This window comes from Glaciecola sp. 33A, assembly GCF_002836745.1.
In the GTDB taxonomy this organism is placed as follows: Bacteria; Pseudomonadota; Gammaproteobacteria; order Enterobacterales; family Alteromonadaceae; genus Glaciecola.
The window spans coordinates 291,640-305,605 of the sequence record NZ_PJAR01000043.1 but is presented as its reverse complement, the minus strand read 5'-3'; the positions used below and the strand labels follow the sequence as shown (position 1 = coordinate 305,605).

11 protein-coding genes are annotated in these 13,966 nt (G+C 41.1%); 5 read left to right on the top strand and 6 right to left on the bottom strand.

Annotated elements, in window-relative coordinates; translation table 11 throughout:
• Positions 1-33 precede the first annotated feature (33 nt).
• Positions 34-1,314, top strand: coding sequence for an RDD family protein (locus CXF81_RS15690; RefSeq protein ID WP_101182277.1), 1,281 nt, complete (start codon positions 34-36; stop codon positions 1,312-1,314).
• 275 nt (positions 1,315-1,589) lie between these two features.
• Here the strand turns inward: CXF81_RS15690 and glnG are convergent, their stop codons facing one another.
• The 4 genes from glnG to glnA form a co-directional block, all read right to left on the bottom strand.
• Positions 1,590-2,999, bottom strand: a complete 1,410-nt coding sequence (glnG, locus tag CXF81_RS15685; RefSeq protein WP_101182276.1) for a nitrogen regulation protein NR(I) — start codon at positions 2,997-2,999, stop codon at positions 1,590-1,592.
• Between the two features lie 2 nt (positions 3,000-3,001).
• Positions 3,002-4,090, bottom strand: coding sequence for a nitrogen regulation protein NR(II) (glnL, locus tag CXF81_RS15680; RefSeq protein WP_101182275.1), 1,089 nt, complete (start codon positions 4,088-4,090; stop codon positions 3,002-3,004).
• A gap of 134 nt (positions 4,091-4,224) precedes the next feature.
• On the bottom strand, positions 4,225-4,776 hold the full coding sequence (locus CXF81_RS15675; RefSeq protein ID WP_101182274.1) for a DUF4124 domain-containing protein: 552 nt from the start codon (positions 4,774-4,776) through the stop codon (positions 4,225-4,227).
• Positions 4,777-4,928: 152 nt separating this feature from the next.
• Positions 4,929-6,338 (bottom strand): glutamate--ammonia ligase, encoded by a 1,410-nt coding sequence (glnA, locus tag CXF81_RS15670; protein ID WP_101182273.1) that lies wholly within the window; start codon positions 6,336-6,338, stop codon positions 4,929-4,931.
• A gap of 251 nt (positions 6,339-6,589) precedes the next feature.
• Here glnA and CXF81_RS15665 point away from each other — a divergent pair, with 251 nt between their 5' ends.
• The 4 genes from CXF81_RS15665 (at position 6,590) to typA (ending at position 10,679) form a co-directional block, all read left to right on the top strand.
• Complete coding sequence (locus CXF81_RS15665) at positions 6,590-7,426, top strand: YceI family protein (protein ID WP_232771965.1); 837 nt, start codon at positions 6,590-6,592, stop codon at positions 7,424-7,426.
• Positions 7,407-7,997: a cytochrome b gene (locus CXF81_RS15660; protein ID WP_232771964.1), complete on the top strand. Its 591-nt coding sequence runs from the start codon at positions 7,407-7,409 to the stop codon at positions 7,995-7,997. Before CXF81_RS15665 ends, CXF81_RS15660 begins: the two co-directional genes overlap by 20 nt.
• Positions 7,998-8,040: 43 nt before the next feature.
• Positions 8,041-8,643, top strand: coding sequence for a YceI family protein (locus CXF81_RS15655; protein WP_101182271.1), 603 nt, complete (start codon positions 8,041-8,043; stop codon positions 8,641-8,643).
• A gap of 206 nt (positions 8,644-8,849) precedes the next feature.
• Entirely contained in the window at positions 8,850-10,679 is a 1,830-nt protein-coding gene (gene typA / locus CXF81_RS15650) for a translational GTPase TypA (RefSeq protein ID WP_101182270.1), read from the top strand.
• A 131-nt stretch (positions 10,680-10,810) separates the two neighbouring features.
• Here typA and CXF81_RS15645 read toward each other — a convergent pair whose 3' ends face one another.
• Positions 10,811-13,000 carry a TonB-dependent receptor gene (locus CXF81_RS15645; RefSeq protein ID WP_232771963.1) on the bottom strand — a complete coding sequence of 730 codons (2,190 nt, stop codon included), beginning with the start codon at positions 12,998-13,000 and terminating at the stop codon, positions 10,811-10,813.
• A 188-nt stretch (positions 13,001-13,188) separates the two neighbouring features.
• The gene (locus CXF81_RS15640; RefSeq protein ID WP_232771962.1) at positions 13,189-13,530 is read right to left on the bottom strand and encodes a hypothetical protein; all 342 of its coding nucleotides are present in this window, start codon (positions 13,528-13,530) and stop codon (positions 13,189-13,191) included.
• Positions 13,531-13,966 lie beyond the last annotated feature (436 nt).

The following is a 13,966-nucleotide window of genomic DNA, read 5'->3' as shown; positions in this document are numbered from 1 at the left end:
TATTAACCCAAGAATGGTAAAAACGGACTCACTATGACTTCTTCGGACAATCCCAAACAACACTCTTTTGACCTCGATCCCTCGTCTTATGAAACAGAAAACAAAGAGGACGATGAGTCACCTACTGAAGCTATTAAAGCTACTGAAAAAAGCGTGGATATTGTTGAAGGCGAAGATATTGTTACAAGCGTGGATATTCCTGAAAAAAATAGCAATAGATTAGAAGTCGATTCGCCTATTGAGGACGTTCATATACAAACAAGATCAAGGTCACTTGATGATGCAGAACAAAATACCCCTCAGACACAAGAAAGTACCAAACTAAGCGACAAAGAAACACGCGCAATGGTCACACCATACGCTTTTACGGTTTCTCCTGAATTACTCGGTCAACCTCTTGCAACACCGACTCGAAGAGCTGTTGCAATGATGATTGATCTATTTCTTATTGCCGTGCTAAGTGGACTCAGCGCACTCTTATTTGCTGGCTTTGTTGCCATGACTTTTTTTAAAGCAGATGGTCGCTTAAAGCGACAAAAGCGCTTGAATTTTATCCGACTGACGTTGCGCGCAAGCGCTGCATTTTTATTGTTCTTTATCATATTTGCGATTATTTCAGATATGGACGAACCCGATGAACTGATGTTAACCAACGCCGCACAACAGCAAGAAAATAAAGCAACCATGAAAAGCCTTCTTGATCTTGCTGCAGCGCTCATAGATGTCAGTTGCAAAGGCGATAGTGAATGCTTGCTTAAGTATGCAGAAGCCGTCGCAACGGGGGCTGCTGCAATGGAAATCCCGGTCCAAGACATTAATGCAACAACAAGTGATATTGTCTCTCAAAAGGAATGGAGCGATGAGAACAAAGCCGTGTTTATGGACAAATTTGTCAACACATTAAACGAAGAGCGTAACGCCTACACCGACGATATACTCGAAATTACTCAAGCAAACGATGCTGGTGAAGATACAAACGCGGTTTATAGCGTCGTCCAATGGGTTAAAGGTATTATGTCTGACCTTGGCCTTGGCTTAGGCTGGGCAGCGTTGTATTTCAGCGTATTTACCGCCTGGTGGCGCGGACAGACTATTGGCAAAAAAATTGTTGGCATTGAAGTGGTTAAACTCGACGGAAATTACCCCTCATTATGGGAAAGTTTTGGTCGCTATGGAGGCTATGGTGCAGGCTTCGCGACAGGCTTATTAGGTTTCTTACAAATTTATTGGGACCCTAATAGACAGGCCATTCAAGACAAAATATCTGAAACCTTGGTGCTTCGTTTAAAACCTAATGTAAAGAAGCACCACTAATTTTCGTTTCTTGTCACAAAGCGACATTAGTCGGAATTATTAGAAAATAATTTAAGCGTGACCATTTTTTTAATGCGAACTAAGTGATTCATTTGCTTACCTTAAAGAGGCGGTTTTAATAGGAATATACAATGAGTGTTTCCGTTTTAAAACCCAGAGCATGGAACATCCTTAAATTTATCATTGGATTTGCCATGTTACCATCGGGCAACCTTTTGCTGGTTTAAATAGCAAATCAGTTTTTGTTTGGCTTACACAACGGTAAAACGCAGATTTTATAAATCCACGTCCAACTCTTTCAATTTTCTGGTCAATGTATTACGTCCCCAACCGAGCTTCTTAGCAGCATCTTGCTTGTGTCCATGGGTATATTTTAACGCTCGCTGCAATAGAATCTTTTCAAAGGTTGGCATTGCATCACCCAAAATATTGTCATATCCCGCTCCTAACTGCGAGTCGGCCCAAAGAGAAAGCAAAGTAGCCCAGTCATTACTATGCTGTTCTACCTTTAAATCGTCAGGAGTATTAACCAGTTCTGGCGGTAAATCAGCGGGGTGAATTTCTTGTCCACTGGCCATAACAGTTAACCAACGACAGGTGTTTTCTAGCTGGCGGACGTTGCCAGGCCAAGCGAGTTGAGAAAGCACTTTGGCGGCAGCCTTACTTAAAATTTTAACTTCAACACCCAATTCTTTTCCGGCTTTAGCTAAGAAATGATTAGCCAATAAGTGAATGTCTTCGCGACGCTCATTCAATGATGGAATATGAATTCGAATAACGTTTAGACGATGATATAAATCTTCTCGAAATTGACCTGCTGCAACGCGTTTTTCAAGATTTTGATGCGTCGCTGCAATGATCCGCACATCCACACTCACTGGATTATGCCCCCCAACACGATAGAATTGACCTTCAGCTAATACTCTTAGCAATCGAGTTTGTACATCAATAGGCATATCACCAATTTCATCCAAAAATAAGGTGCCACCATCAGCTTGTTCAAAGCGGCCTTGACGCGCCGATTGAGCTCCCGTAAATGCTCCTTTCTCATGCCCAAATAATTCAGACTCGACTAAATCGGCAGGAATAGCAGCCATATTTAGGGCGACAAATGGGTTTGCTGATCTCGGGCTGTGCTTATGTAGCGCAAGAGCAACAAGCTCTTTACCCGTTCCTGACTGACCATTAATCAAAACGCTAATTGATGAACGGGATAAACGCCCTACGGCACGAAAAACCTCTTGCATCGCCGGTGCTTCACCAATGATTTCTGCTGTTGGGTTAACCTGAGCAACTCGTTTTAGCTTGCTTTGCTCCTTGGCATGCTCAATTGCACGTTTGGTTAGTGTTACGGCTTCATCAATATCAAAGGGTTTCGGTAAATATTCGAAAGCACCGCCCTGATAAGCATTAACCGCGCTGTCTAAATCAGAATGTGCGGTCATAATTATAACCGGCATTTCTGGGAATTGTTGGTGGATCTCATTGAGTAATGTCATGCCATCCATTTGTGGCATTTTCACATCGGAGATAATTATTTGTGGTGCTTCGCCAGATTGAAGTTGAAGCAATAAATCTTCAGGGTTTTCAAAACTGACACAGGCAATGTTGGCTGCTTGCAATGCTTTTTGCAAAACCCAACGAATAGAGCTGTCGTCATCGACAATCCAAACTGGTTCATTCATAACTATTCGTGCCTTTTCTTAATGGGTAGATAGAGGGTAAATTCGGTGTGCCCTGGATAACTTACTACGTCAATTTTACCATCGTGATGGTTGGTCAAGTTTTGCGCTATCGATAACCCCAAACCACTGCCATTCTGCTTGGTTGTCACCATCGGATAAAATACGGTGTCTTTGAGTTCCTTGGGAATACCTGGGCCATTGTCAATAATACTAATTAATGCGCTGAGTCCGTAACGCTTTCCTTTGATAACTGACTGCCTTTCTATACGCGTTTTAAGCTTTATACGTGCATTTTCTGTGTTGTCCGATTTCAATGCTTGCATGCTATTACGTGCAATATTCAACAACGCTTGTTGCAGCATGTCAGGGTCAACATATAGATCCGGTATTGATGGGTCATAGTCTCTTTCTATCTCAATATTGTGCAAGGTATCTGCGTGAATAACCGAGCGCACTTTCTCAATTACCTGATGAATATTAATCCACTTCCTTTGTGGCAAGGAATTTGGACCAAGAAGTCTATCAACCAGCGAACAAAGGCGATCAGATTGATCAACGATCATTTGCGTGAACTCTTTCTGTTCTGGATCCGTCAGTTCTTTTTCAAGCAACTGCGCCGCGCCGCGAATGCCACCTAAGGGATTTTTAATTTCATGTGCCAAGCCACGCACAAGTTCCCTTGCTGCCTCTTGCTGCGCGTGTTGCAGCGTTTCTTGGGTTATCTTTTTCTGTTTATCAATTTGTTTTATTTCTAGCAACATCATGCGTTGACCATCAATCTCAAAACAACTAGCCGTGATATCAGTTAATACACTACGTCCGTCTTTGAAGCACAGTTGCACCTCCGTTTCACTGAAGTCTTCTTGATGACGAAGTGCTATTTCAAATGTCGATCGCTCAATGCCATCATCGAGAAAGAATTCATAGAATTTGCGATCGTGAATTTGTTTTAATCCCGTCTCTAGCATCGCTAACGCGGCATCATTGACATATAAAATATCAAAATGCTCATCGATAATGATCACTACAGTTTTCAACATATTACGCAGCTGAAACGGCGATAAGTTTATTGCAGCTAAACGGTCGTCCATAATTTCCTTGTCTGTTGCACTAAATTTGTGCAATGCACTATATTATGCGATTTCGAAGCGTAATTAAATAAATAGTAAAAACTCGCTAACCCATCGAACAAACGATGAATGCAGAGTTGCCAACGCGGTATTACTTAATTGCTATTATTTTGAGGCTTAATTAGCGCTGAAGGTTTGTGCATAAAAAAGCGTCTTACCGAAGACGATGCAATTACCTTGCCCGAAGTGCTAACAAAGTTGATTTGGTAGGAATACTCGCCTCTGGGCAGATCTTTTATCAAAAAAGTACCAGAAGTGGAACGAAGTTTTTTCTCATGCAGTGAAAGTTCATAGTGACCTGGAGCATTCGGCGTGACTGACGCACTGATGGTTACATTACCCATTGCATTTCGAATAGTGCCATCAATAACAGGGGAGATAACGTTGAGTGCATGTTCAACAGGCTTCTTCTGTTTTATGGTCTTGAGTTGTTTAGTTTGAATGTTTGGATTTTGTACTATCGTGGTCGTGTTAGAAGCGAAATCAACCTCAATAGCCCCCGGCGTTGGCTGGTCTGAATAAGTAATTGTTCCATCTGTGTTTACCGTTTTATATATTTTACCCGCATGCGCAGAAGAAGAGAGCGCAAGACCGAGTATAATCAGCAGCCTAAACCATTTGGATGTTGAGCACTTTACTATATTCATTTAATTGACCTAGGCAACCTTGTATTAGTGTAGCCGTTTTTAAATAAAAAAAAAGCCTGTAAACACAGGCTTTAGTATAAATATCTATATTTAGGCAACGCCGTGCCGATGTATTATATAAATATCGGCCCTGCATTCTAAATAATGAGGGTTTAAACGCTGTAGTACATTTCAAACTCAACTGGGTGAGTGGACATGTTGAGTTTTTCAACGTCAGCAGCTTTAAGTCTAATGTAAGCGTCAATCATATCGTCGCTCATTACGCCACCCGTAGTTAAAAATTCACGGTCTCCATCTAGCGCGGCCAAGGCTTCCTCTAATGAACTAGCGACTTTCGGAATCTGTGCAGCTTCTTCCGGTGGTAAGTCATACAAATCTTTGTTCATTGACTCACCTGGATGGATTTTGTTCTTGATCCCGTCAAGGCCAGCCATTAATAAAGCAGTGAACGCTAAGTATGGATTAGCTGATGGGTCAGGGAAACGAACTTCAATTCGACGTGCTCTTTCGCTAGTTACGTAAGGAATACGAATAGAAGCCGAACGGTTACGTGCTGAATAAGCTAACATAACAGGTGCTTCGAATCCCGGAACCAAACGCTTGTAAGAGTTGGTTGAGGCATTTGCAAAAGCATTGATTGCTTTGGCATGCTTGATAATACCGCCAATATAAAACAATGCATCATCTGAAAGACCCGCATAGCTATCGCCTGCAAATGTATTTTTGCCATCTTTTGTGATTGACATATGGCAGTGCATACCAGAGCCATTATCGCCTACTAGCGGCTTAGGCATGAAGGTCGCTGTTTGACCGTATGCGTCAGCAACATTGTGCACAACATACTTATAAATTTGTATCTCATCTGCTTTTTTAACCATTGTATTAAATTTACAGGCGATTTCATTTTGGCCAGCGGTGGCAACTTCATGGTGATGAGCCTCAACAACTAAGCCCATTTCTTCCATTACAAGACACATTGCTGACCGTGTATCATGCGCAGAATCAACTGGTGCGACTGGAAAGTAGCCCCCTTTAACACCAGGACGATGTCCTTTATTACCGCCTTCGAATTCTGCACCAGAATTCCATGCCGCTTCTTCAGCATCAATTTTGAAAAAAGAACCTGACATATCTGTGTGATAACGAACGTCGTCGAACAAAAAGAATTCTGGCTCTGGACCAAACAACACAGCGTCACCTATGCCAGTAGACTTCAAATATTCTTCAGCGCGTTTCGCAACTGAACGAGGATCACGATCATAACCCTGCATCGTCGATGGCTCTAGTACGTCGCAAGTAATATTAACTTGGGTCTCTTCAGCGAAGGGGTCTAAAACCGCCGTTGTAGGATCTGGCATCAGTACCATGTCCGACTCATTAATGCCTTTCCAGCCAGCAATTGATGAACCGTCAAACATTTTACCTTCTTCAAAGAAGTCTTCATTTACTTGGTGACTAGGAATAGTAACGTGTTGTTCTTTACCCTTCGTATCCGTAAAGCGCAAATCAATAAATTTCGCTTCACTTTCTTTAATTAGCTCTAATGCCGACTCAATTGACATACTGTCCTCCGATAAAAAAATTTCCTTGCACGGACTTGATGTCCGAACACATGTTAAAAACTATCCAATAAGCTGTCAAAAATAGTTATACAAAAGCATAAGCTATATTCGTGCCACAAAGCAATGAAATAAAAGCCCTTGTAAACACTGGCTTGTCATTGATGCACACGTTGTGATCAATCGTCTACTTGCACCAAAAAGATACAAAAATGAATTAAGTTGGTGCAAATAGCCATTATCGTATTATTTTGGTGCAACAACTTAAAATAATGGCCGTTGAACTGACTGACTTGTTTATACAGGATAATCATTTTATTCTTAAATTAATTTTGCAACAAAATCACCCACTTTTTGTTCACATTAGCGTATCTTACACTGTGCGTGGAAAAATAATATCGGCGTTGAGTGTTTATGCTCAGTGTGTAGAATGTAAAATCAAAAAAATGGATGACATGATGAATTTTTTAAAAATGGCTATTTTTAGCTTGGTACTTAGTTTGGCTGGCTGTGTTTCCTTGGTGTTTGCAAAGAGCCCGTTCAATGACATGCCAGAGGGTGAATATGTGGTCGACTTGAGCCACGCGTCTGTAGTTTGGAAAGTATCACATTTAGGACTCTCTAGTTATGTCGCTCGCTTTGCAGATTTTGAAGCTGCGATTGACTACGACACTTCAGATATAACTCAAAGTAAAGTGACGGCCAAAATTAATCCTTTGTCAATTCAAACGGCTTATCCGAATGCAAAAGAGAAAGATTTTGACAACATTCTTGCTACTGATAAGAGTTGGTTCAATGCTGGTGAATTTGCCAGTATTGATTTTGTTTCAACCTCAATAGAAATGACGGGAGAGAAAACCGCAGTAATGAAAGGCAAGCTTACTTTTTTGGGTGTGTCTAAACCGGTTTCGCTGGATGTTGAATTTAATGGTGCAATGCTGCGCCAGCCTTTTAGCGGCAAACCAACGATGGGATTTTCTGCAACCACAACTATACAGCGCACAAACTGGGGTATGAGCAAATATGCACCTGATATTGGTGATGAAGTTGAAGTGATGATTGAAGGTGAATTTGTTAAATCAGATGGTTAATAACTTCATCGGTAAGCAACATCGATACCATAGCCTAAGTATTTTATTACATTGGACCGTGGTGTTAGGCCTTGTATTTATGTTCGTGAGTGGCTTATATATGGTCAACGCAGACATCAGTAAAGCGGATCAATACAAGCTATTTCAGATCCATAAAGCAGCTGGCGTTGTTATGCTTTGGGCCTTATTTGTCAGAGTGTGTGTGCGAATATTCACACACGCACCTGAGCTTCCTGAGGGATTTTCAAACAGCGATAAGAAGAAAGCAAAAACAGGGCATATACTACTTTATGTTGCGGTTGTTGTTATGCCTCTCTCCGGCTGGCTAATGGTCTCCGCCAGTCCTTTTGGCCTGCCCACTTTTGTATTTGTCGATTGGATAAAATGGCCACACATTCCCGGAGTGTCTAGAAATAAGACGATTGAAACTATTGCCAACAATATACATTGGATAACTGCTTCAGTTTTGGGTTTTCTGATTGTAGGCCATATCGGCGCCGTTATCTGGCATAGAAATAAACATGGCGTAAATCTATTGGATCGTATGTGGTGGTCAAAGACTAAAAGATAGTCTATTCGCAATTATGACAACTTATATTTTGGAAAATAACAATATGTTAGAAACACAATTAAAATTTAAAAGCGCTCTGAAAACCAGACAGCAAGGAGACGGCGGTTATTTAGATAGTTTGTCATTTTTGCTGCTGTTAGTGACTGCCTTTATATGCATGCCGTCATCTTTTGCCCAAGAGAAATTCTCTGTTAGTGCGAAAGACAGCCAAGTTACCTTTGCTGGGGAACATGTTGGTATGCAGTTTTCAGGGATTTTTGATAAATGGGATGCTGATATTTTGTTACCACCCGCAGCGTCACCAAAGATCATAGCTACGTTTGATGTGACATCCGCAAAAACCGGAGACAGCACTTACGATAGTACGTTGCCCGAAGGAGACTGGTTTGATGTTGAAAATCATCCTAAAAGTGTATTTGAAAGCAACCAAATTGTTGCCAAAGACAAAGATTACGCAGTAACAGGTACATTAACCTTACGTGGCATAAGCCAACCCGTTTCGTTCTTACTGAAGAATAACGACACAACACTGACGGCGAGTTTTATAATAGACCGACTGGCTTACAGTATTGGAATGGAGTCAGATCCTGACGCTGAATGGGTAAACAAAGAAATAAAAATGACATTAACCCTACAAAAACAATAGAAAATGGTTTTAAGATAAATTATAACGCTAAATGTAAAGTGAAATAGTGGACTGGTTGATTGAAAATCAAGGGTTTATTCGATTTTTGATTATATTTAGCGACTAAATGCTAAAGTTTGTCGCTAATTGCGGAATAAATCTGTAGAATCCGCGCCCAACAATCCTAGGGGCTTTTTCCCTTCGCATTTATTTATTGAGAGTAAAACATGCCTTCAGCCATTGCAAATCTTCGCAATATCGCGATCATCGCTCACGTCGACCACGGTAAAACGACCCTAGTTGATAAGCTTCTTCAACAATCAGGCACATTGCAAAGCCGAGGTGTAGCCGAAGAACGCGTAATGGATTCAAACGACATTGAAAAAGAACGTGGTATTACGATCCTTGCTAAGAATACAGCTATTAACTGGAATGAATATCGCATAAACATTGTGGATACTCCAGGACACGCCGATTTCGGTGGTGAAGTTGAGCGTGTTATGTCGATGGTCGACTCTGTGCTTCTGTTAGTCGATGCGCAAGAAGGTCCTATGCCGCAAACCCGTTTCGTAACGCAAAAAGCATTTGCACAAGGCCTTAAGCCAATTGTTGTTATTAACAAAATTGACAAGCCGGGTTCTCGCCCTGATTGGGTCATTGACCAAGTGTTCGATCTTTTTGACAATCTAGGAGCGACTGACGAGCAGTTGGACTTCCAAGTTATTTACGCCTCTGCAATTAACGGCTGGGCAACAATGGATTACAATGTGCCAAGCGATAGTATGACACCCTTGTTTCAAGCCATCGTAGACCAAGTAGAACCGCCAAACGGCGATCCTTCAGCCCCATTGCAAATGCAAATTTCACAACTTGATCATAACTCTTATGTCGGTGTAATCGGCGTAGGCCGTATTACTCGCGGTACAGTTAGGGTAAATCAGCAAGTCACCGTGGTTAACGCTAAAGGTGAAAAGCGTAACGGCAAAATTGGTAAAGTCTTGGGCTATTTAGGTCTTGAACGCCATGATATTGAATCTGCAGATGCAGGCGATATTGTAGCCATTACTGGATTAGGTGAGTTAAAAATCTCTGATACGGTTTGTGATGTTAATAACGTTGTGGCACTCAAGCCGCTGTCCGTTGATGAACCAACCGTGATTATGACTTTCCAAGTAAACACATCTCCCTTTGCTGGTAAAGAGGGTAAGTACGTTACGTCACGCAACATTCTTGAGCGTTTGCAGGACGAATTAGTACATAACGTTGCCTTGCGTGTCGAAGAAATGGCCGACCCAGATAAATTCCGCGTTGCTGGTCGCGGCGAACTTCACTTGGGTATATTGATTGAAAATATGCGTCGAGAAGGTTACGAGTTAGCAGTATCTCGCCCTGAAGTTATCTTGAAAACAGTAGATGGCAAACTAATGGAACCGTTTGAAACGTTGACGATAGACGTTGAAGAGCAGCATCAAGGCACGATGATAGAGCAACTTGGCAGGCGTAAAGGTGAAATGACCAACATGACACCCGACGGCAAAGGTCGAACTCGTGTCGACTTCATTATTCCAAGTCGTGGCTTAATTGGTTTTCAAACCGACTTTATGACGCTAACATCCGGGTCTGGTTTAATTTATCATTCTTTTGATCATTATGGTCCGCACAAAGGCGGAGATATTGGTACGCGTAAAAATGGTGTTTTAGTTGCCAACGCGACGGGCAAAGCACTTACCAACGCCATATTTAATTTGCAAGAACGTGGTCGCATGTTTATTGGACACGGTATTGAAGTGTATGAAGGTATGATTATTGGTATTCACAGCCGTGAAAACGACTTAACCGTGAATGCGCTTAAAGGCAAGCAACTTACCAACGTTCGTGCTTCAGGTACTGATGAAGCGCAAACGTTAGTGCCACCAATTGTTTATACACTTGAGCAGGCGCTAGAGTTTATTGATGACGATGAGTTAGTAGAAGTCACACCTCTTAGCATACGTCTTCGCAAGAAATTATTGAGCGAAAATGAGCGTAAGCGTGCAGGTCGCCCTAAAAAGGATTAATTCTTAGTCTTTTTTAATTTAATCATTAAAAAACCCAGCAGTTGCTGGGTTTTTTATTGTAAGCGCTTGATGATTAGCCGCTGCAGAAATAAAAGATTAACTAAATCCACTCTCATTTATACTCATGAATGTTAGAACGAATACTCTGCATATAAGCCTATGTTACGACCCATTTCAGGTACTTTTTGTGCAACTGCTATTTCGCTGCCAGAAACTCTATTAATACCACCCAAGTGCTGGGCATATTCTTTATCCAACAGGTTTTCTGCAACTAAACTCAATGCCAGTGTTGGCGTCACTTGATAGTGCAGATTGAAATTCCAAACAGCATAACCCGGTGTTGGGCTTTCATTTTGTAATGACGACACATTATTTTGGCTGTCTGCGATAGTCAATGACAGCGATGCATCAAGCTCGGCCTTGCTCCAGCGTAAAGATATATTTCCACTCAAAGGCGCTATACGGTATAGCGGGTAGCGTTGGACATCAATACTATCGCTCAATTTACCTTCAACCCATTGACCGCTCATCGTTGCTTGCCAATATGTCCCAATTATTTTGGATATATATAAGTCAGCTCCACGTAATTTCGCTTTGCGGTTATTCCACTGCAATGGCGGTTTTGCTCCCATCATATTGGCTATCATGTTGGCTGACATATTGCTTGACGGTACACCGATAATATAGTTATCAATACTATGGTAGAAAACACTGCCCATAATAGTCAGATCATCATTGTGTAATTGCAAACCTATATCAATCTGCCCCGCCGTTTCCTTTTTAAGCGCTAAATTACCCACGTAGTTTCTTCCATCGGCTAAGCCAGCTGACACACCGAGTGGAAACCAAGAATAAAGCTCATTATAACTCGGTGCTCGTTCTTTTTGGCCCAATGATAGGGTTGCGCGTAAGTTATCGTTAATTTTTGTTTCGGCTTTAACGACTAAATCGATTAAATCAAAATCAAGTGTTCCTTGTGAAGTATTAAAATTATTTGCCAGTGTGGCAATATTTGGATTGACCAAAACCATATTGGAGTCGACTTCATCAGTGCTGTAACTAATATTGCTGAATCTGCCACCAAGTTGCCAATGCACATCGTTGCTATGGATATTGGCAGACTCATTTGAATTAGCTGTAATATTATATTGCACGTATACACTCCCTACTTCACGCTCAATATTATTAAAATTCTGAATAAAGAAAGACGTATTATTGGGGTTAGTTATTCGAGAGTTGTGAGCTTGCGAATAATAATTAGCCCCGAATTGCCAATCTCTTTTCGCCGAATTTTGGATAATATCAAGGTCTACCCCAACAGCCTTGCTATCCACTGTATTTTGTCTATATGCTGCCAAAGCAGGCGCTGTGCGAAGGTTAAAATTATTCATAATGTGTTGATTTTGATTACCAAACACCTGCACTTTAGTTGTCCAATCGTTGCTAAGATTTTGTTCAAAACTAAGCTTGTACCAAAGTGCGTCTATAAACGATATATCCATAGCAAGCGCAGGCGTTCCTGACTCATTGGTATTACGAGTACCAACTAATAGATCTAACTGATACTCGTCTGTCTGTCTTCCAACTTTAAATTTTAGGCCACTGCGTTCATAAAAAGTCGATGGAACAATTAATCCAGCACCACTTTCATAATTTTGTGCATCCTGATATTGGCCCTGAAATGAAGCATAGTTCTTGTCATTGGCAAGAACAGTGTTAACACCTACCATTTTAGCGTCGTTATTCGTAAACCAACTTGCCGACAACGTAGTTGCAGCAGCAAACGCTTTCGAGTCACCAAGTGAGGGTTTTACATCCTTTATTTCAATCGCACCAGCAAGCGTTTCATAACCAACAGATACCGGAGCTATGCCTTGATACAGAACAATTTCGTGGCCATTACCAAGGGCATGAGATAGTGGACTATCCATTGCATTTGGTCCTGCACCTGCAATCTCAATACCGTCAATTTTGACCTTGAGCCGATCACCGAATAAACCTCTATACTGGACAATCCCACTGACCAGACCATTGCCGTTTATACTGACACCAGGGAGTTGTGACAATTGTGAACGCAGGTCAGGTGAACTGGAATCGGCCAATGCAATTTGAGATTCCATTAATCCTGTATTTATTTGACCAATGATTTCAATTCTTTCAATTTCTTTAACTGCCCTACCCTCATTATGAAGTGGCGCTTGTTGACCATCTTTTACTCTCGATATTGATTGTCGTGTATTATTTTCAAGCGCTGAGGCAGACTCAGCAAGTGCATTATTTGGCGCTGTGAAAGCGAGTATTACCGCCATATAAATTGGCAAATATACACCTTTTTTATATTCTATCGGTTTATTTTTTGCTTTCAATTGAAGCTTTTTTTGTTGTTTTTAGTGCCCGTATTATCTGAGCACACAGGACTAAAGCTATAACGTAACATCATGTATCTGTTTCCTATAAATGATAGAAGATAATCCATATATTGCGGATTAGTTTTAAGTATCAACGTGGTTTATAGAAAAGCAGGAGGTCCTCTAGCCAGAAAATTATTGACGTAATCTGTTGCAACGAATAAACGCTTTGCATTGTTAACTACAGGAGTGACAAAGTCATTTTTAGGGGCTTGGAGTGTACCAAATTGGTGGTCTTTTGGTGAGTCGTTGAGGTGCGCAAAAATGCATGATACTTCATGTAAGTTAGCAGGGGTGTCGCTCGGAGCATCCACTTCTATAAGCTCACCAGACTGATAGAATATCGCTGCTGATATCCACTTTACGCTCGTACCTGTGCAAATCGCGAGGGTATCTTCATCTGCAAAACTCTGCATTCCAGACATCGCATTAGCACTACTCAAGATGCCAAGGCCTTGATTAAAAATCAGGGCTAGCAGGAGCAGCGTAATGAGAATGTAGTGATTTGCAGTTTTAAACAACATGCTTACGTTAACTGGTTACCTTTTGTTTGCTGCGCTTTTAAAACCTCATAATGATTCGTGCACTACTGTGATCATAACGCCAACAAAGATTAGCTTGAACGATAGTCAACCCCAAATTGAAGATAAAAACAAGGCATAAGTTAAATTTGTCAGCTTATTTAAAACATAAGTCAATATCCTAGTGGTTTTCAACGTCCTTTTTCGTTTTGCTTAATTTTTGTAACCAGTCTGCTTTAGTGTAAGCATTAGTTTCTATCAACATAAAGCCGCCTTTTTTTAAAATGCAGATTAGACAAGCTAAAAACCTGATCTAAAAAGGTACTTATCGCGTAGTCGTATGTCTGATATATGATTA